Source organism: Pseudomonas sp. TE21394 (assembly GCF_054057835.1).
Genome location: NZ_JBSRZR010000001.1, coordinates 4,352,366 through 4,370,441 on the forward strand (window position 1 = coordinate 4,352,366; position 18,076 = coordinate 4,370,441).

Sequence of the window (18,076 nt, forward strand, 5' to 3'; positions counted from 1 at the left end):
GATTGTCGCGGGATACGGAAAACTTCCCGCGCTGGCCGGGAAAAGTTCCCGCCCGGCACCTCTTTTGGCCCTTCGCCACATGCCCTACTACCAAGGGACTAAGGCCCGGCCACCAAAGCAGGATACGGCGCTGCACAGGCTGTTCCTAAGATGGCGGCACGGCCTCTGTGGTTGAGGCCATGCGTGCAATGGTGAGGGCATAACAATGACAACACAACGAAACGTCTTGCTTGCTGCAGGCCTGCTGGCCGGCGCTGTGCTGACCGGTACGGTCTGGGCCCATGGCAATGTGGTGCCCCAGGCTGTGGAAACCCAAGGCCTGACCCCGGTCAAGGATGCCGGTGTAGCCGTGGACGGCGACGGCTGGGCAGCGGTCAACCCGTATCGCGATTCACCCGAGCACGATAAGGCCGTGGAAATTGGCGCCTCGGCCTACAACCAGAATTGCGCCGCCTGCCATGGCCTGGAAGCGAAGTCTGGCGGTATCGCCCCGGACCTGCGCATGCTCGACGCCGGTGAGGCTGGCGACGAGTGGTTCGTCGAGCGAGTGCGCCACGGCGCGGTTCGCGACGGCCGGGTGTACATGCCGAAGATGGCCGACTACCTGAGCCAGGAAGCCCTGTGGGCGGTACGCACCTACCTGGACAGCGTGCACGTCGAGGAGTGACGGCCATGCGCCTGTTGGCGGTGCTGTTGACTGGCCTGCTGCTGTGGTGCGTGGCAGCCCAGGCGCAGGTGCGCAACTACGACGCGATCATCGCCGCCGGGGAATTGAAGGTGGCGGTGTACAAGGATTTCGCTCCCTACAGCTTCGAGGATCACGGCCAGCCGCGCGGGGTCGACGTGGAGCTGGCGCAGGCCCTGGCCAGTGCGCTGGGGGTGCGCCTGCAGCTGATCTGGGCGCCGCCCGGGGAAAAGCTCGACGACGACCTGCGCGACTACATCTGGCGCGGCAGCCCGCTGCGCAACCAGCAGCTGGCCGACCTGATGATGCGGGTGCCCTACGACCACGCCTACGCACAGCGGCGCAACGATGTCGGCGAACTGGAAAACGCCCAGGTGGTGATGTTCGGCCCCTATCAGCAGGAGCGCTGGCAAGTGGCCTACGATCGTCGCCGCCTGGCCTCGGTGGCCAGTGTCGCGGTGTTCCAGCAGCACCCCATCGGGGTCGAGGTGGACAGCGTGCCGTCGTTCTACCTGACCTCGGTGTTCAACGGCATGCTCAGTGCCAGGACCCACCATTACCCCAACGTGCAGCAGGCCTTCGGTGCCATGCAGGCTGGCCAGGTGGACGCGGTGATGGCCATGCGCGGCGAGGTCGACTGGCAACTGCACCAGGCCGCCGACGCGCAGCTGGCGCTGGCGGAAAACGCCTACCCGAACCTCGGCAAGCAGGCCTGGGACATCGGCATGGCGGTGCATGAGAGCAACCGGCAGCTGGCCTATGCGCTGGAGGAAGCACTCGAGACGCTGATCCGCGAAGGACGGATGAAAGCGATCTACGCCAGTTACGGCCTGCGCTATGAGGTGCCGGAGATGTATCAGTAACAGCGCTGGCTCAATGGATAATCGTGCCATCAAGGAGCGGGCCATGAATTGGCGAGCGACTTTCCTGCTGGCCTGCTGGTTGCCCTGGGCAGCCCAGGCCAGCGAACCGAATGCCACGTCGGACCCGGTGCCGTCGGTGATGTGGGACTTCTACCACAAACAGCTGCTGGGCCACGCCGCGTTCGTCTTCGATGACCGGGTCAAGCTGCTGGCGCCACCGTTTGCCGAGGATGCACGCCAGGTGCCGCTGGAAATCGACGCGCGGGCATTCAGCGGCGAAGTGGTGCGGATCCTGGCCTGGGCCGAGCTCAACCCGTTGCCGCGGATTGTCGATTTCGAACCCGGCGAGCGCGTGTTGCCCTGGTTGTCGATCCGCATTCGCATCGAACAGGCCACGCCGCTGCGCGCTGCGGTGCTGACACGCGACGGCCTGTGGCATGTCGGCTCGACCCTGATCGATGCCGCCGGCGGCGGTTGCACCGCGCCCAGCGTGGTCCGCACCCAGCCCGGCTGGGAGGAGCACCTCGGCGAAGTGCTGGGCGGGCGCTACCCGCGCGGCGACAGCAGCCGCTTGCGCCTGCAGGTGGCCCATCCGATGGACAACGGCCTGGTCAGCGGCATTCCGGAGTTCTTCCTCAACCATGCCGAGCTGCAAGGCGCGGACGGCCAGCGCCTGGCCAGCCTGCAGCTTTACCCGGCGGTCAGCGAAAACCCCAATCTGGGTTTCGACATCCTGGTCCCCGGGCCGACCCGCTTGCTGTTGCAGGACAACAGCGGCAACCGGTTCGAGGCGGCGCTGCCCTGAGCAGGTTGCCCTTTTCAACTGACTGACCCGAGACACCCGACATGCGTTGCTTCATGCTATTGCTGCTGTGCCTGGGCCTGCCAGCCCAGGCAGGCCTGGAATATCACCTGCAGCCTCGACAGATCGCCGAAGGCACCTGGCTGCTTGAAGGCAGTACCGCCAATTTCGCCAAGGACAACGGCGGCAACATCGTCAACAGCGCGTTCATTGTCACCGACAGCGGGGTGGTGGTGATCGACAGCGGGCCGTCCAAGCGCTACGGCGAAGCGCTGCGCCGGGCGATCGCCGCCACCACCGACAAGCCGGTGGTCGAGGTGTTGTTGACCCACCATCACCCGGACCATGTACTGGGCAACCAGGCCTTCGCCGATGTGCCGATCGGCGCGCTGGGCGGCACCGGCGAGCTGCTGCGCCAGCAGGGCGAGGCCATGGCCGAGAACATGTATCGCCTGGTCGGCGACTGGATGCGCGGCACCGAGGTGGTGTTGCCGACCCGGGTGCTCGAGCCAGGTATTCATGAGGTAGGTGGGCGCCGGCTGCGGTTGCTGGCGCTAGGCGGGCATACCGGTGCCGATCTGGCGATTCTGGATGAAACCACCGGCGTGCTGTTTGCCGGTGACCTGGTGTTCTACGAGCGGGCGCTGACCACGCCCAACAGTCCGGGGCTGGAGGTCTGGTTGAATGACCTGGATACCCTGCAGGCGCTGCCCTGGAAGCTGCTGGTACCCGGCCATGGCCCGCTGGCCAGTGATGCCCGGCCGTTTGCCCAGATGCGTGACTACCTGGGCTGGCTGGACGGGCTGATGCGCGCCGGTGCGGCGCGTGGCGATGACATGGCGGAGATGATCCGCAGCCCGATCCCGCAGCGTTTCGCCGGTATCAGCCTGACCCGATATGAGTTGATCCGCAGTGTCAGCCACCTGTATCCCCGCTACGAGCGTCAACAGTTGCGGCGCATCGACACCGATGACTGACGCGCCAGCTCGCAGATGGCGTGCGCAGGCCTTGGTGCGCAGCCCCATACCAAGGAACTAGAAAACTCCGCACTGCGGGCAATTGTTGGCAAGCAGGCAGCGACCAAGAATTCTCGGCACACCGGGAAATTTTCCCGGGCACAACAAAAAAACCAAAGGTAGCCGTCATGACCCGATCCCCACGTCGCCCTGTGTTCGCCGTGAGCCTGGTGCTCAGCGCCATGCTGCTTGCCAGCACGGCCCACGCTGCTGTCAGCAATGTAGAAATCCTCCAGGACCCGAAGAACCCGCAGCAGATCGTGACCAACGGCCTGGGCGTGCAGGGCCAGCGCTACAGCCCGCTGGACCTGCTCAACAGCAACAACGTCAAGGACCTGCGGCCGGTCTGGGCGTTCTCCTTCGGCGGCGAGAAGCAGCGCGGCCAGCAGGCCCAGCCGCTGGTCAAGGACGGCGTGATGTACCTGACCGGCTCCTACTCGCGGGTGTTTGCCGTGGACGCCCGCACCGGCAAGAAGCTGTGGCAATACGATGCGCGCCTGCCCGATGACATCCGCCCGTGCTGCGACGTGATCAACCGTGGCGTGGCGCTGTATGGCGACCTGGTGTTCTTCGGCACCCTGGATGCCAAGCTGGTCGCCTTGAACAAGGACACCGGCAAGGTGGTGTGGAGCAAGAAGGTGGCCGATCACAAGGAAGGCTACTCCATCAGCGCCGCGCCGATGATCGTCAACGGCAAGCTGATCACCGGGGTTGCTGGTGGCGAGTTCGGCGTGGTGGGCAAGATCCAGGCCTACAACCCGGAAAACGGCGAACTGCTGTGGATGCGCCCGACCGTGGAAGGGCACATGGGGTATGTGTACAAGGACGGCAAGGCGATCGAGAACGGCATTTCCGGCGGTGAGGCGGGCAAGACCTGGCCTGGCGACCTGTGGAAGACCGGTGGTGCAGCGCCCTGGCTGGGCGGCTACTACGACCCGGAAACCAATCTTGTTCTGTTCGGTACCGGTAACCCGGCCCCCTGGAACTCGCACCTGCGCCCGGGCGACAACCTGTACTCCTCGTCGCGCCTGGCCCTGAACCCAGACGATGGCACCATCAAGTGGCATTTCCAGAGCACGCCGCATGACGGCTGGGACTTCGACGGCGTCAACGAGCTGATCTCGTTCAACTACAAGGCCGGCGGCAAGGAGATCAAGGCTGCCGCCACCGCCGACCGCAACGGCTTCTTCTACGTGCTGGACCGCACCAATGGCAAGTTCATCCGCGGCTTCCCGTTCGTCGACAAGATCACCTGGGCCAGCGGCCTGGACAAGGACGGCCGGCCGATCTACAACGAGGCCAGCCGCCCAGGCGCACCAGGCAGCGAAGCCAAGGGTAGCTCGGTATTCGTCGCCCCGGCCTTCCTCGGCGCCAAGAACTGGATGCCGATGGCCTACAACAAGGACACCGGGCTGTTCTATGTGCCTACCAACGAGTGGGGCATGGACATCTGGAACGAAGGCATCGCCTACAAGAAGGGTGCGGCGTTCCTCGGTGCCGGCTTCACCATCAAGCCGCTCAACGAAGACTACATCGGTGTGTTGCGTGCCATCGACCCGGTCAGCGGCAAGGAAGTATGGCGCCACAAGAACTACGCGCCGCTGTGGGGCGGGGTGCTGACCACCAAGGGCAACCTGGTGTTCACCGGCACGCCGGAAGGTTTCCTGCAGGCCTTCGACGCCAAGACCGGTGACAAGGTCTGGGAGTTCCAGACCGGTTCCGGCGTGCTCGGTTCGCCGATCACCTGGGAAATGGACGGCGAGCAATACGTTTCGGTGGTCTCCGGCTGGGGCGGCGCGGTGCCGCTGTGGGGCGGCGAAGTGGCCAAGCGGGTCAAGGACTTCAACCAGGGCGGCATGCTCTGGACCTTCAAGTTGCCCAAGCAGCTGCAGACCGCCAGCGCCAAGCGCTGATGCCATGCACTGCCGCCTGCCGCCAGCTACCCGGCGGCGGCAAGCGGCCCTACTACCAAATGACGAGAGCCCCGCTGCCAACGATGCATTCGCCCGGCAGGCGGGGCTTTTTACCATCGGTTCATCGCCTGTCGCCGGACAGGCATCGACCACAGAGGCTCAGCATGATCTACGCACAACCCGGAACCCCTGGCGCCATCGTGTCCTTCAAGCCACGCTACGGCAACTTCATCAATGGTGAGTTCGTGGCGCCGCTGGGCGGCCAGTACTTCACCAACAGCTCGCCGGTCAATGGCCAGCCGATTGCCGAGTTCCCGCGCTCTGGCGCCGAGGACATCGAGCGCGCCCTGGACGCGGCGCATGCCGCTGCCGATGCCTGGGGCAAGACCTCGGTGCAGGAGCGGGCCCTGGTGCTGCTGAAGATCGCCGACCGTATCGAACAGCACCTGGAAGTGCTGGCCGTGACCGAAACCTGGGACAACGGCAAGGCCGTGCGCGAAACCCTCAATGCCGACGTACCGCTGGCGGCCGATCACTTCCGCTACTTCGCCGGCTGCATCCGCGCCCAGGAAGGCGGTGCTGCGGAAATCAACGAAGGCACCGTGGCCTACCACATGCACGAGCCCTTGGGCGTGGTCGGGCAGATCATCCCGTGGAACTTCCCACTGCTGATGGCCGCCTGGAAACTCGCGCCGGCCCTGGCCGCCGGCAACTGCGTGGTGCTCAAGCCGGCCGAGCAGACACCGCTGTCGATCACCGTGTTCGCCGAGCTGATCGCCGACCTGCTGCCTGCCGGCGTGCTGAACATCGTCCAAGGCTTTGGCCGAGAAGCCGGCGAGGCCCTGGCCACCAGCAAGCGCATCGCCAAGATCGCCTTCACCGGCTCCACCCCGGTGGGCTCGCACATCATGAAATGTGCCGCCGAGAACATCATCCCCTCGACCGTCGAGCTGGGCGGCAAGTCGCCGAACATTTTCTTCGCCGACATCATGCAGGCCGAGCCGGCCTTCATCGAGAAGGCTGCCGAAGGCCTGGTGCTGGCGTTCTTCAACCAGGGCGAAGTGTGCACCTGCCCGTCGCGGGCGTTGATCCAGGAGTCGATCTACGAGCCGTTCATGGCCGAAGTGATGAAGAAGATCGCCAGGATCACCCGCGGCAACCCGCTGGACACCACGACCATGGTCGGTGCCCAGGCTTCGGAGCAGCAGTACGACAAGATCCTTTCCTACCTGGAGATTGCCCGGGAGGAGGGCGCCCAGTTGCTCACCGGTGGTGCTGCCGAGCGGCTCACCGGCGACCTGGCAAGCGGTTACTACATCCAGCCGACCCTGCTCAAGGGCCACAACAAGATGCGTGTGTTCCAGGAGGAGATCTTCGGCCCGGTGGTGGGCGTGACCACCTTCAAGGACGAAGCCGAGGCCCTGGCCATCGCCAACGACAGCGAGTTTGGCCTGGGTGCAGGCCTGTGGACCCGCGACATCAACCGTGCCTACCGCATGGGCCGCGGGATCAAGGCTGGGCGGGTGTGGACCAATTGCTACCACCTGTACCCGGCGCATGCCGCGTTCGGTGGCTACAAGAAATCGGGGGTGGGGCGCGAAACCCACAAGATGATGCTCGACCACTACCAGCAGACCAAGAACCTGCTGGTAAGCTACGACATCAATCCGCTGGGCTTCTTCTAACATCTGGTCGGTTGACGCGGTCGACTGTAGGAGCGGCCTTGTGCCGCGAAAGGGCTGCGAAGCGGCCCCGGCGATCTGTGCGTTCATGCTATATTCCTGGGGCTGCTTTGCAGCCCTTTCGCGGCACAAGGCCGCTTCTACAGGTATCGCGCAACCGATCCTCCTACCAACGCACCTCGCAAGCTCGTTCCAAAGTAGCATTCGGCCCTGGCGCCCAGCATGCATTAATGCCTCTACCGGAATCGCCCGGCATAACAAGAGGACCGCCCCATGTGGACTAAACCCGCCTTTACCGACCTGCGCATCGGTTTCGAAGTAACGATGTATTTCGCCAATCGTTGATGTCCGGGCCGGCCATCGTTGCGATGGCCGGCCCTTGTGTACCAAGCCCCTATGGAGTTGATCGATCCCGAGCAGACCCTGTCCCTGGCCCGCGGCTTCCGTCTGCGCTGGGAGCCGCACCTGGCGTGCCCCGTGTTGCAGCATGCGGCGGGCGTCATCGAGCTCAACGCCAGTGCCGCCTGGGTGCTCGAACTGCTCGACGGCCAGCGTAGCGTGGCGGCAGTCATCGCCCGGTTAGCGCAGCGTTTCCCCGGGGCGACCGGGCTCGACGAGGACGTGCTGGCATTCCTGGAGGTGGCCCGCGCCAAGTGCTGGGTCGAATGAGCCGTGGCCAGGCTTTGGTCTGGTTGCTTTCGCCACGGGATGCTTTACGCTGGCGGTTACCTTCCAGAACAATAAGAACAGGCTTTCCGATGAGCCAGAGTTTCAGCCCGCTTCGCAAGTTCGTTTCGCCTGAAATCATTTTCGGTGCCGGTTGCCGGCATAACGTGGCCAATTACGCCAAGACCTTCGGCGCGCGCAAGGTGCTGGTAGTCAGCGACCCCGGTGTGATTGCCGCCGGTTGGGTCGCCGATGTCGAGGCCAGCCTGCAGGCACAGGGCATCGACTACTGCCTGTACAGCGGCGTGTCGCCCAACCCACGGGTCGAGGAGGTGATGCTCGGTGCCGAGATCTACCGGCAGAACCACTGTGATGTGATCGTCGCTGTCGGCGGTGGCAGCCCGATGGATTGCGGCAAGGCCATCGGCATCGTGGTCGCCCACGGGCGCAGCATCCTCGAATTCGAGGGCGTGGACACGATCCGCGTGCCCAGCCCGCCGCTGATCCTGATCCCGACCACGGCCGGTACCTCGGCCGATGTGTCGCAGTTCGTGATCATTTCCAACCAGCAGGAGCGCATGAAGTTCTCCATTGTCAGCAAGGCGGTGGTACCGGACGTGTCGCTGATCGACCCGCAGACCACCCTGAGCATGGATCCGTTCCTGTCGGCCTGCACCGGCATCGACGCGCTGGTGCATGCCATCGAAGCCTTCGTTTCCACTGGCCACGGCCCATTGACCGACCCCCATGCGCTGGAAGCCATGCGCCTGATCAACGGCAACCTCGTGGAGATGATCGCCAACCCCGGCGACATTGCCTTGCGCGAGAAGATCATGCTGGGCAGCATGCAGGCCGGGTTGGCGTTTTCCAACGCGATCCTGGGGGCAGTGCATGCCATGTCGCACAGCCTGGGCGGGTTCCTCGACCTGCCACATGGCTTGTGCAATGCAGTGCTGGTGGAGCACGTGGTGGCGTTCAACTACAGCTCGGCGCCGGAGCGCTTCAAGGTGATTGCCGAAGTGCTGGGCATCGACTGCCGCGGCCTCAATCATCGGCAGATCTGCGCGCGCCTGGTGGAACACCTGATCGCCTTGAAGCATGCCATCGGCTTCCATGAAACCTTGGGCCTGCACGGCGTGCGCACAGCCGATATTCCGTTCCTGTCGCAACACGCGATGGGTGACCCGTGCATCCTTACCAACCCGCGTGCGTCGAGCCAGCGTGATGTCGAGGTGGTTTATGGCGAGGCCCTCTGACGACCAGCAGCGGGCGCTGGCCGGGCTGCTGGGGCTGGGCGATCACTCGGCACGCAAGAGCCATTACCCGGAGCTGGCGGCGCGCCTGGACGAGCTGGAGGCAGAACGCAACCGCTACAAATGGTTGTTCGAGAATGCCGTGCACGGGATCTTCCAGGCCAGCCTGCAAGACGGCATGCGTGCGGCCAACCCGGCGCTGGCGCGCATGCTCGGTTACGACAGCCCGCAAGCATTGCTGCAATGCCTGACGGACTTTGCCAGTGACCTGTTCGTCGAGGCCGACGAATTGCACGCCATCACCGCGACCCTGGCCCGTGAGCGTAGCCTGCACGGTTACGAAACCCGCTTGCGGCGCAAGGATGGTAGCCACCTCGATGTGCTGATGAACCTGCTGCTCAAGCCTGGGCATGAGGGCCTGGTGGAAGGGTTCGTCGCCGATATCACCGAACGCAAGCTGGCCCAGCAGCGCCTGCAGCAACTCAACGACGAGCTCGAGCAACGGGTGGCCGCGCGCACCGACGAACTGCTGGAGGCCAACCGCAACCTGCAACAGCAGATCGCCGAGCGCAAACAGATCGCCCGTGCCCTGAGGGTTGCCCGCGATGCTGCGGAAACCGCCAACCGCAGCAAGGACAAGTACCTCGCTGCAGCCAGCCATGACCTGTTGCAGCCGCTGAATGCGGCGCGGCTGCTGATTTCGACCTTGCGCGAACGGCCCTTGCCGGAAGCGGAAAAAGTGCTGGTGGAGCGTACCCATCAAGCCCTCGAAGGCGCCGAAGACCTGCTCACCGACCTGCTCGACATTTCCCGGCTTGACCAGGCCGCGGTCAAGCCGGATGTGGCGCTGTACCGTCTCGACGAACTGTTCGCGCCGCTGGTTTCGGAATTCCGCACGGTGGCCGACGCAGCGGGCCTGAAGCTGCGCGCGCGGATTGGCGACTATGCCATCAGCACCGACCTGCGGCTGATGACGCGAATCCTGCGCAACTTGCTCAGCAACGCCTGCCGCTATACCGAGGAAGGCCGGGTCCTGTTAGGTGCCAGGCGCCGGGGCAGGCACTTGCGCCTGGAGGTCTGGGACACCGGGCGGGGTATCGCGCAGGATCGGCTGCAGGCGATATTCCTCGAGTTCAACCAGCTGGACGTAGGCCGTGCTGCCGATCGCAAGGGTGTGGGGCTGGGGCTGGCCATTGTCGAACGGATTGCCAAGATCCTTGGCTACCGGGTCGAGGTGCGCTCGTGGCCGGGACGTGGCTCGGTGTTCAGCATTGAAGTGCCGCTTGGCCAAGCGGTACCGCTGCCGGTGCACCCGGCAGCGCCGCAACCGGGCACCGGCAACCCGTTGCCAGGCCGCCGGCTGCTGGTGGTGGACAATGAGGTGAGCATCCTCGAGAGCATGGGGGCGCTGCTTGAGCAGTGGGGCTGCGAAGTGCTGACTGCCACCGACCAGGCCGCGGCATTGCTGGCCCTGGAAGGCCGGGCGCCGGAATTGATCCTGGCCGATTTTCACCTGGACCACGGTGTTGTCGGTTGCGAAGTGGTCAGGCATTTGCGCGAACATTTCGGCCAGGCCATTCCTGCGGTGATCATCACCGCTGACCGCAGCGATCAGTGCCGCCGGTCCTTGCACAAGCTCGGTGCGCCATTGCTGAACAAACCTGTCAAGCCGGGGAAATTGCGTGCGGTATTGAGCCAGTTGCTGGGCTAGGCCACCGTCGGCGCAGGCATGCGCAGCAGCATCGATGGCACCGTGTTCGCGGCTGAAGCCGCTTTCGCAGGCTCGGCTCAAGTTCATGAAACTGCAAGATCAGACCAAACGAATGGCACAACAGGCAAGGGCAGTGTGCAAACCGCTTACATGGAAACAGCGGAATAGAGCAACCTAACGCCACTCGCCAAGTTGGATCCAGTTGTCAGGGAAAACTATCCAAGCGGTCAAATTGCAATAACTTAGCAAACTAACTAACTCAATAAAGTGCGCCGCCTGTCGGTCGTTTCGCTCGAGAAATGAACGATTTGGACGTGTGTGACTCCTATTTGCCAGCAGGGCATTCCCCGCCGGATCTCGCCCTCGCGCACTCGCCCCGGAACTTATGGACGTTCAACCTCATCAGCATCGCAGGGATGTTTGTGGGGGCTTCCTTTTTTTGAATAGTGGAGTAACGCCATGCCTGACCGAGGCTGTTCGGGTGCCTGTTTGTGCACCTGAAATAATCATTTGCTGTTTGCACTTAAAACGATATGAATTTGCTCTTGCCGCTGCGAGCACTCCTTTCGCACGCCTATGGCAAGATCATCTAGCATTAACGCATTACGTGGAGAATACGTCGTGGAGATCAATACAATTATTAGCCTTTTCGGGCAAAAAGAATCCATGGAGCTGGTGCGGTTGTCAGTGATTTACGTTCATTTGTTGGCCTGCTGCATTGCCATCGGCCTGGTCTTCGCCAGCGATGTGGAGATGGTCAGGAACTTGCTGAAGGGCCATACGAATACCCGGCAAGACGGCAAACATATGACAAGTTTGCAACGGTCGGTGGCCAATGCTCTCATTTTTTTATGGCTGACCGGGGCCGCCGTAGTAGGTATCGACTACCTTGACAAAGGCATGAATTATTTTGCCAACCCCAAACTTCAGGCAAAGCTTATTATCGTCCTGTTGTTGACTTTCAACGGCATGCTCTTGCATCGCTATGTTTTGCCTGCCCTGCTCAAAGCGGGTTCTTTGCTCGAACTGAACTTCAGCATGCGCATGTTTGCTTTGTTCTCCGGTGCGCTGTCCGGCGTATCCTGGTTGTATGCGGCCATGCTCGGTGTCGGTCGGCCACTGGCCTGGAAGTACTCGTTGACCGAGTTGCTGCTGGCCTACCCCGTCATGATCCTGCTTGGCTTTGCCCTGATGGCCGCCCTGACCCAGTGGGCGCGCAAACGCAGCGAGGCCGAACCGGCTCGACTGCCTGTTTGGCAGTTTGCCGGTATTCCAGGCTGATTGCCTGAGCGACCCATCGATTGCGCCGCGAACCGGGAAACCGGTTCGCGGCGAGCTGATGGCGGCCACCTGGTTGCTCATTTTTTGCCCGGCAATACCGAACTGAGAACTTGCCTGGCCGTCTGCACGATGATACCGGTCTGGTCAGGGTCGCCCTTGAGCAGGGCGCTGGCGAACTTCTTGGCTTGTTCCAGCTTGATATGCGGCGGCAGCGGAGGCACGTCCGGGTCGGTCTTGAATTCGATCAACACCGGCCGATCAGCTGCCAACGCACGCTCCCAGGCGGGGCTGATGTCTTCCTCGCGGGTTACATGGATGCCCTCCAGGCCAATTGATATGGCGAACAGGTGATAGGGCACGTCGGGGATCGATTGCGATGCCTCGAACTTCGGGTCGCCCTCCATCACTCGTTGCTCCCAGGTGACCTGGTTGAGGTCTTGGTTGTTGAACACCGCGCAGATCCATTGCGGGTTTTCCCATTGCCGCCAGTACTTTGCCACAGTAATCAACTCGGCCAGGTTGTTCATCTGCATCGCGCCGTCACCGACCAGCGCCACCACACAGCGCTGCGGGTGGGCGAGCTTGGCGGCGATGGCGTAGGGCACGGCGGCGCCCATGCTGGCCAAGCCACCGGACAGCGAGCACTGCATGCCGCGGCGAATCTGCAGGTCGCGGGCGAACCAGTTGGCGCAGGAACCGGAGTCACTGGTGATGATGGCGTGGTCCGGCAGGCGCGGGGAGAGTTCGTACACCACGCGCTGCGGGTTCAGCGGCTCAGCCTTGACGTGGGCGCGTTTGGCCAGGGTCTTGTCCCACTGCGCACGCCAGCTTTCGATCGCGTCGCGCCAGCCCCGTTCGGGTTTGTGCTCAAGCAACGGCAACAGCGCCGCCAGGGTTTCACCGGCATCGCCGACCAGGTTCACCTCCATCGGGTAGCGCAAGCTGAGCATGTCCGGTTGCAGGTCGATCTGTACGCCGCGGGCCTGGCCTTCCTTGGGCAGGAACTCAGCGTAAGGGAAGCCGGAACCGATCATCAGCAAGGTGTCGCATTCGCTCATCAGCCGGTAGCTGGGTTCGGTGCCGAGCAGCCCGATGGCACCGGTGACCCACGGCAGGTCGTCGGGCAGCACGGCCTTGCCCAGCAGCGCCTTGGCCACACCGGCACCCAGCCTCTCGGCCACCGCAATGACCTGCTCGCTGGCCTGCAAGGCACCGGCGCCGACCAGTATTGCCACCTTGCGTCCGGCATTGAGCACCTCGGCGGCGCGCTGCAGGTCCGCCTCGAAAGGCAGCACCCTGGGCCTGCTGTAGCCGACGCCGGAATGCACGGTGCCGTGTGCCCTGGCCGGTTCGTGGTAGGGCAGGTCCTGCAGGTCGTTGGGCAGGATGATGGCGGTGACCCGGCGCTCGCCGATGGCAGTGCGCACCGCACGGTCGAGCAGGTGGCGCACTTGTGCCGGCGTCGAGGCCTGCTGGACGAAAGCACCGGCCACGTCCTTGAACATCGACAGCAGGTCCAGCTCTTGCTGGTAGTGCCCACCGAGTGCCGCGCGTGCCTGCTGGCCGACGATGGCGAGCACCGGCTGATGGTCCATGCGGGCGTCGTACAGGCCGGTCAGCAGGTGTGAAGCGCCGGGGCCGGAGGTGGCCATGCATACGCCGAGTTCGCCAGTGAACTTGGCATGCGCGCTGGCCATGAAGGCGGCCATCTCCTCATGCCGGGCCTGGATGAACTGGATCTTGCCATTGGCCCTGGCCAATGCACCGAACACGCCATTGATGCCATCGCCGGGGTAACCGAAGATGCGTCTTACGCCCCATTGATACAGACGCTCCACCAGAAAATCGCCTACCGTGCCAGTCATGCTCGTCTCCCGGGCTGTCATCGATAGGGGTCTGGACTTGGCGCGCCGGGTGAAAGTTTCACCCGCATGACCGCGCCCTAGCGTTGCTGGTCACGCTGTTCCTTCGACTCGGCGTCGAGGTGCAGGCCTTCGCCCCGGTCGCGTTCAGCCAGGGCACGGTACTCCTTGCGTAGTGCCTGCAGCGTCTTGCTGTCCATGTCCTCCAGGTCGAGTACCGACATCTCCGTGTGCTTTGTCGCACGAATCAGCTCGTCGAGCTTGACGTGGATGATGTCGTTGTCGCGGTTCTGGGTGTTCTGGATCAGGAACACCATCAGGAACGTGATGATGGTGGTGGAGGTATTGATGATCAGCTGCCAGGTATCGTTGTAATGGAACCAGGGCCCGGTAATGCCCCATGTGACGATGAGCAGCAGCGCGATGAGGAATGTCCGAGGGCGTCCGGCGTGGTTGGACAGCCATTGGCAGAATTGGGCGAATTTCATGATCTGGTCTCCAGGTGCGCCTGTAGCTTGGGACCGTGACAGCAATCGGGAAGTTGTTTTTTTCAGCTGGCCTGGGACGCACGGTATGCCGCGCTGAAGTTGAACGTCGCGCGACGAGGGGGCTCTTACATGCAAAGGGTACAGTGGAGGGCTCCCCTGATGAGCATTGAACGCAGCATCCCCGAGCTTGCGGCCTGGTACGCCCAGTACGACGACATCAGCTACCGGCGCGAGTCACCGGATGCCTACCACCATGAACTGGTGCGCACCGCCGAAGCCCTGCGCGACGACGGCGCCATTGACTGGGACGACTGGCTGGCACTCAAGGCACTGGCCGACGATGCCCACGTGCACGCCCTGGAAGATGCCGTGCAGGCGCATGTCAGTGACCCCGACGCATGAAAGCGCTGAAGATCGCCACCTTCAACATCAATGGCATTCGCAGCCGCCTGCCGGCGTTGCTGGCCTGGCTGGAACGGGAACAGCCGGACATCGCCTGCCTTCAGGAACTCAAGGCGGCGGATCAGCAGTTTCCCCGGCAGGCGCTAGAGGCGGCGGGGTATGGCTGTGTCTACCAGGGCCAGCCGTCGTGGAACGGCGTGGCCATTCTGGCGCGGGGCAGCGAGCCGCTGGAGGTGCGTCGTGGCCTGCCAGGCATGGAGGACGACACGCAAAGCCGCTATCTGGAAGCGGCAGTGCATGGGGTGCTGGTGGCATGCCTCTACCTGCCGAACGGCAACCCGCAACCGGGGCCGAAATTCGATTACAAGCTGCGTTGGTTCGAATGCCTGATCCAGCATGCCCAGGGTTTGCACGGCAATGGCCACCCTACGGTGATGGCGGGTGATTTCAATGTCGTCCCCACCGACATGGATATCTACAATCCGCGCTCCTGGTTGAAGGATGCGCTACTGCAGCCGGAGTCGCGGGCGTGCTTCGCCCGTTTGCTGGGCCAGGGCTGGGTCGATGCCATCCGCCAGCTGTATCCGGACGAGCGGATCTACACCTTCTGGGATTATTTCCGCAACCACTGGACGCGCAACGCCGGCCTGCGTATCGACCACCTGTTGCTCAACCCTGATCTGGCGCCATACCTGAAGCGCGCGGGTGTCGATGCCTGGGTGCGTAACGAAGCCAAGGCCAGCGACCATGCGCCAACATGGATCGAACTGGGCACGCGGCGCCGGCAGACCTAGCGGCTCCAGCGTGCACCGTCTCATGGCATCGGCCATGGCCGGTGCCTGCCTCCCTGGCTACCGCGCGGTAGCCAACACTTGCAGCTTCATAGGGTGGAACTCGAGCTTCTGCTTCACGCGCCTGGGCAAGCAGCTGTCCGCGACCTGACGCTTGCAAACAATTGGCACCTCGGATGCAGACCTGCAGCAATACCCGGCAGAGGGTTTGTTAGCCCGAATATCTTGTGCCCAAGTGCTTAAAGCATTTCGTCAGCGATAGTGAAAACACTTTCACCCTGCAGCGTTTGCCTTCGGTCATTTAGTGAACACAGACCAACCTGTGTTAACCACATGAGGTGAACCATCATGGCTAACAACGACGACAAACGCAGCAACCAGGGCGGTAGCGCCAACAGCAACCCTGGCAATTTCGCCAACGACCGTGAGAAGGCATCGCAAGCCGGTCACAAGGGCGGCCAGGCGTCGGGTGGCAATTTCAAGAACGATCCTGAACGTGCTTCCGAGGCAGGCCAGAAGGGTGGGCAGGCCTCCGGCGGCAATTTTGCCAACGACCGCGAGAAAGCTTCCGAAGCCGGTCGCAAAGGCGGCCAGCACAGCCAGGGCGGTGGCCGCAACAGCGATGACAACCGCTGAACACCGTTGAACCGACCGAGGTGGCCTTGGCCGCCTCGGCACGCTGATGAGGATTTGCCAATGTTCATGCACAACAAGCGACTGCAGTATACGGTTCGCGTCGCGCAGCCGAACCCCGGCCTGGCGAACCTGCTGCTGGAACAGTTCGGCGGCCCGCAGGGCGAACTGGCCGCAGCGATGCGCTACTTCACCCAGGCGGTGACCGAGGATGACCCGGGGCGCAAGGACATGCTGTTCGACATTGCCACAGAAGAACTGAGCCACCTGGAGATCATCGGCTCGATCGTGGTGATGCTGAACAAGGGCGCCAAGGGGCGTCTGGCCGAAGGGGTAGAGGCCGAAGGCGAGTTGTACCGGTCGTTGACCGGGGCCGGCAACGACTCACATATCACCAGCCTGTTGTATGGCGGTGGCGCAGCGCTGGTCAACTCCGGTGGCATACCCTGGACCGCAGCTTACATCGATACTATCGGCGAACCGACGGCGGACCTGCGTTCCAACATTGCCGCAGAGGCCAGGGCGAAGATCGTCTATGAACGCTTGATCAATGTCACCGACGACCCGGGTATCAAGGATGCGTTGGGCTTCCTGATGAGCCGTGAAATCGCTCACCAGCTGTCGTTCGAAAAAGCCTTGCACTCGATTCAGCCGAACTTCCCGCAAGGCAAGCTGCCTGGCGACCCGGAGGTCAACCGCACCTATTTCAACATGTCCCACGGCGGCGAGATGCGTGGCTCATGGAACGAGGGCCAGGATTGGATCTATGTCGACCAGCCCGAGCCGGCGGTGGACGGTGGCGACGGCATGGCGACGGTGCGGCTCGACGAACAGTCGGCGGCTGCGGCCGAAGCGATGAAGGCCAGAACCCTGTCCAACCCCGAGTTGCAGCCCCTGACCGGGGCAGAACTGGGCAAAGTCAACGGTGACGAGCCGCTGTAATGGAAACCCCGCAACGGCTCATGCGATCCGCTGCGGGCCCTTTCTAGCGTTTGGCTTCGGCATCCGGGTCGGCGGAGCGAGCCAGGAACGCCCGGGTGATTTCTGGCAGGTGCTCCTTCAGCCACTGGGCCATGGCTTCCTCTTCTTTCAGAATTGACCTGCACGCCTCGGCCGTGGCGTTGTCGCCAGCCGCCTCGGCGGCTTCGATCAGGACCGTATAAGAGGCGATCTCCATGTTCTCGAACACGTAGCCCGACATGGCGCCCTTGACCACTTCATCACTCATGACCATACCCCCGACGGCCTGGCCGAATGCCATGAGCTTGCCGGCCAGGTCCTTGAGGGTGGATGTGCTGCCACCCAGCCGCTCGATGCATTCCAGCAGCAGGCGTTGCTGGCCCTGGGTTTCTTCGATGTGCTGCACGATACGGGCCTTGAGCTGCGGGTAGTGCTCGAGGCGCTCGGCCTGGCCCTTGAGCATGCTTTCGGCCTGTTGCTCCATGGCATGGGCGTCGCGCAGCCAGTCCAGCAGGTTGTCTTGTACCGTTGCCATTTCAAGTACCTCTCCGTTCCAGTGATAGGTACTGTTGTGAGGCCCGTACGGGCTGGAACGGTCGAACCACTCGACGGATGGCAGCCGATGCTGCGGCGCCAAAGGCGTGCACAAGCCAGGTGGCAGCGGGCATGGCCGCGTATCACCGGCGCAGTCGGTGCCTTCCTGCGCCGCAACGAATGTTTTGCGGCCAGCCGTCATCGTTGTTGAACGGAATCGCCCGCCCCCGGATCAACCCAGTGCGTCGTCCGTTTACATCCAGCCCAGTAGGAGTTCTTCCGATGGCCAAGTACCTGTACCTGATCAGCTACATTCTCGACAACCAACCGGGCACCTGCGAGTTGCGCAGTGACGAAGAAGACCTGAGCAGGGAGGCTGCGCGTGATTACCTGCAAGGCTTGCACCGCAACGAGGCAACTTCTTTCACCGATGTGCAGGTCCAGCGCCTGGAACACGAGCACCAGCCCGGCACTTCGCCGGGCCATTACCAGCAGCCCTGAACCTCAGGCTGCATGAATGGGGCAGGATGCCCC

The 18,076-nt window shown here is 63.1% G+C and carries 19 protein-coding genes; 16 read left to right on the forward strand and 3 right to left on the reverse strand.

The genetic code is table 11. From position 1 onward, the window contains the following. Window positions 1-205: 205 nt before the first annotated feature. From pedF to ACVWZT_RS19975, 11 genes are all read left to right on the forward strand, one after another. On the forward strand, window positions 206-667 hold the full coding sequence (gene pedF / locus ACVWZT_RS19925; protein WP_296233026.1) for a cytochrome c-550 PedF: 462 nt from the start codon (window positions 206-208) through the stop codon (window positions 665-667). Window positions 668-672: 5 nt separating this feature from the next. Beyond that, complete coding sequence (locus ACVWZT_RS19930; RefSeq protein WP_457470945.1) at window positions 673-1,548, forward strand: substrate-binding periplasmic protein; 876 nt, start codon at window positions 673-675, stop codon at window positions 1,546-1,548. A gap of 43 nt (window positions 1,549-1,591) precedes the next feature. Then, the gene (locus ACVWZT_RS19935; RefSeq protein WP_457470947.1) at window positions 1,592-2,353 is read left to right on the forward strand and encodes a quinoprotein dehydrogenase-associated SoxYZ-like carrier; all 762 of its coding nucleotides are present in this window, start codon (window positions 1,592-1,594) and stop codon (window positions 2,351-2,353) included. A 41-nt stretch (window positions 2,354-2,394) separates the two neighbouring features. After that, window positions 2,395-3,327 carry a quinoprotein relay system zinc metallohydrolase 1 gene (locus ACVWZT_RS19940; protein ID WP_457470948.1) on the forward strand — a complete coding sequence of 311 codons (933 nt, stop codon included), beginning with the start codon at window positions 2,395-2,397 and terminating at the stop codon, window positions 3,325-3,327. A 167-nt stretch (window positions 3,328-3,494) separates the two neighbouring features. After that, entirely contained in the window at window positions 3,495-5,279 is a 1,785-nt protein-coding gene (gene pedH, locus ACVWZT_RS19945; RefSeq protein WP_457470950.1) for a PQQ-dependent alcohol dehydrogenase PedH, read from the forward strand. Between the two features lie 164 nt (window positions 5,280-5,443). Further along, entirely contained in the window at window positions 5,444-6,964 is a 1,521-nt protein-coding gene (gene exaC / locus ACVWZT_RS19950) for an acetaldehyde dehydrogenase ExaC (protein WP_296233018.1), read from the forward strand. A 270-nt stretch (window positions 6,965-7,234) separates the two neighbouring features. After that, window positions 7,235-7,306, forward strand: a complete 72-nt coding sequence (pqqA, locus tag ACVWZT_RS19955) for a pyrroloquinoline quinone precursor peptide PqqA (protein WP_003253598.1) — start codon at window positions 7,235-7,237, stop codon at window positions 7,304-7,306. Window positions 7,307-7,357: 51 nt separating this feature from the next. After that, the gene (gene pqqD, locus ACVWZT_RS19960; RefSeq protein ID WP_296233017.1) at window positions 7,358-7,630 is read left to right on the forward strand and encodes a pyrroloquinoline quinone biosynthesis peptide chaperone PqqD; all 273 of its coding nucleotides are present in this window, start codon (window positions 7,358-7,360) and stop codon (window positions 7,628-7,630) included. 89 nt (window positions 7,631-7,719) lie between these two features. Further along, a complete protein-coding gene (gene ercA / locus ACVWZT_RS19965; RefSeq protein WP_457470953.1) occupies window positions 7,720-8,883 on the forward strand; it encodes an alcohol dehydrogenase-like regulatory protein ErcA in 1,164 nt (387 codons plus the stop codon). Then, window positions 8,867-10,591: a PAS domain-containing hybrid sensor histidine kinase/response regulator gene (locus ACVWZT_RS19970; RefSeq protein WP_296233014.1), complete on the forward strand. Its 1,725-nt coding sequence runs from the start codon at window positions 8,867-8,869 to the stop codon at window positions 10,589-10,591. Before ercA ends, ACVWZT_RS19970 begins: the two co-directional genes overlap by 17 nt. A gap of 666 nt (window positions 10,592-11,257) precedes the next feature. After that, entirely contained in the window at window positions 11,258-11,872 is a 615-nt protein-coding gene (locus ACVWZT_RS19975) for a hypothetical protein (protein ID WP_457472126.1), read from the forward strand. A 77-nt stretch (window positions 11,873-11,949) separates the two neighbouring features. Here the strand turns inward: ACVWZT_RS19975 and ACVWZT_RS19980 are convergent, their stop codons facing one another. Beyond that, window positions 11,950-13,737, reverse strand: coding sequence for a thiamine pyrophosphate-requiring protein (locus ACVWZT_RS19980; protein ID WP_296233012.1), 1,788 nt, complete (start codon window positions 13,735-13,737; stop codon window positions 11,950-11,952). 77 nt (window positions 13,738-13,814) lie between these two features. Then, window positions 13,815-14,222 carry a low affinity iron permease family protein gene (locus tag ACVWZT_RS19985; protein ID WP_296233010.1) on the reverse strand — a complete coding sequence of 136 codons (408 nt, stop codon included), beginning with the start codon at window positions 14,220-14,222 and terminating at the stop codon, window positions 13,815-13,817. Between the two features lie 159 nt (window positions 14,223-14,381). Between ACVWZT_RS19985 and ACVWZT_RS19990 the strand changes: the two genes are divergently transcribed. The 4 genes from ACVWZT_RS19990 (at window position 14,382) to ACVWZT_RS20005 (ending at window position 16,990) form a co-directional block, all read left to right on the forward strand. Further along, a complete protein-coding gene (locus ACVWZT_RS19990; protein ID WP_186674449.1) occupies window positions 14,382-14,624 on the forward strand; it encodes a hypothetical protein in 243 nt (80 codons plus the stop codon). Beyond that, the gene (xth, locus tag ACVWZT_RS19995; RefSeq protein WP_457470956.1) at window positions 14,621-15,418 is read left to right on the forward strand and encodes an exodeoxyribonuclease III; all 798 of its coding nucleotides are present in this window, start codon (window positions 14,621-14,623) and stop codon (window positions 15,416-15,418) included. Before ACVWZT_RS19990 ends, xth begins: the two co-directional genes overlap by 4 nt. Window positions 15,419-15,763: 345 nt before the next feature. Beyond that, window positions 15,764-16,051, forward strand: a complete 288-nt coding sequence (locus ACVWZT_RS20000; protein ID WP_457470958.1) for a general stress protein — start codon at window positions 15,764-15,766, stop codon at window positions 16,049-16,051. 60 nt (window positions 16,052-16,111) lie between these two features. Continuing rightward, window positions 16,112-16,990: a manganese catalase family protein gene (locus ACVWZT_RS20005; RefSeq protein WP_457470960.1), complete on the forward strand. Its 879-nt coding sequence runs from the start codon at window positions 16,112-16,114 to the stop codon at window positions 16,988-16,990. A 43-nt stretch (window positions 16,991-17,033) separates the two neighbouring features. Here the strand turns inward: ACVWZT_RS20005 and ACVWZT_RS20010 are convergent, their stop codons facing one another. Continuing rightward, window positions 17,034-17,543: a ferritin-like domain-containing protein gene (locus tag ACVWZT_RS20010; RefSeq protein WP_296233005.1), complete on the reverse strand. Its 510-nt coding sequence runs from the start codon at window positions 17,541-17,543 to the stop codon at window positions 17,034-17,036. Between the two features lie 281 nt (window positions 17,544-17,824). On the opposite strand from ACVWZT_RS20010, the gene ACVWZT_RS20015 reads away from it, so the two are divergent. Beyond that, window positions 17,825-18,043 (forward strand): hypothetical protein, encoded by a 219-nt coding sequence (locus ACVWZT_RS20015; protein ID WP_225778150.1) that lies wholly within the window; start codon window positions 17,825-17,827, stop codon window positions 18,041-18,043. The last annotated feature ends 33 nt before the right edge of the window (window positions 18,044-18,076 follow it).

Coding starts and splice junctions, on each gene's coding strand:
- pedF (WP_296233026.1), top strand. CDS start 206: ATGACAACACAACGAAACGTCTTGCTTGCTGCAGGCCTGCTGGCCGGC.
- ACVWZT_RS19930 (WP_457470945.1), top strand. CDS start 673: ATGCGCCTGTTGGCGGTGCTGTTGACTGGCCTGCTGCTGTGGTGCGTG.
- ACVWZT_RS19935 (WP_457470947.1), top strand. CDS start 1,592: ATGAATTGGCGAGCGACTTTCCTGCTGGCCTGCTGGTTGCCCTGGGCA.
- ACVWZT_RS19940 (WP_457470948.1), top strand. CDS start 2,395: ATGCGTTGCTTCATGCTATTGCTGCTGTGCCTGGGCCTGCCAGCCCAG.
- pedH (WP_457470950.1), top strand. CDS start 3,495: ATGACCCGATCCCCACGTCGCCCTGTGTTCGCCGTGAGCCTGGTGCTC.
- exaC (WP_296233018.1), top strand. CDS start 5,444: ATGATCTACGCACAACCCGGAACCCCTGGCGCCATCGTGTCCTTCAAG.
- pqqD (WP_296233017.1), top strand. CDS start 7,358: ATGGAGTTGATCGATCCCGAGCAGACCCTGTCCCTGGCCCGCGGCTTC.
- ercA (WP_457470953.1), top strand. CDS start 7,720: ATGAGCCAGAGTTTCAGCCCGCTTCGCAAGTTCGTTTCGCCTGAAATC.
- ACVWZT_RS19970 (WP_296233014.1), top strand. CDS start 8,867: ATGGCGAGGCCCTCTGACGACCAGCAGCGGGCGCTGGCCGGGCTGCTG.
- ACVWZT_RS19975 (WP_457472126.1), top strand. CDS start 11,258: ATGGAGCTGGTGCGGTTGTCAGTGATTTACGTTCATTTGTTGGCCTGC.
- ACVWZT_RS19980 (WP_296233012.1), bottom strand. CDS start 13,737: ATGACTGGCACGGTAGGCGATTTTCTGGTGGAGCGTCTGTATCAATGG.
- ACVWZT_RS19985 (WP_296233010.1), bottom strand. CDS start 14,222: ATGAAATTCGCCCAATTCTGCCAATGGCTGTCCAACCACGCCGGACGC.
- ACVWZT_RS19990 (WP_186674449.1), top strand. CDS start 14,382: ATGAGCATTGAACGCAGCATCCCCGAGCTTGCGGCCTGGTACGCCCAG.
- xth (WP_457470956.1), top strand. CDS start 14,621: ATGAAAGCGCTGAAGATCGCCACCTTCAACATCAATGGCATTCGCAGC.
- ACVWZT_RS20000 (WP_457470958.1), top strand. CDS start 15,764: ATGGCTAACAACGACGACAAACGCAGCAACCAGGGCGGTAGCGCCAAC.
- ACVWZT_RS20005 (WP_457470960.1), top strand. CDS start 16,112: ATGTTCATGCACAACAAGCGACTGCAGTATACGGTTCGCGTCGCGCAG.
- ACVWZT_RS20010 (WP_296233005.1), bottom strand. CDS start 17,543: ATGGCAACGGTACAAGACAACCTGCTGGACTGGCTGCGCGACGCCCAT.
- ACVWZT_RS20015 (WP_225778150.1), top strand. CDS start 17,825: ATGGCCAAGTACCTGTACCTGATCAGCTACATTCTCGACAACCAACCG.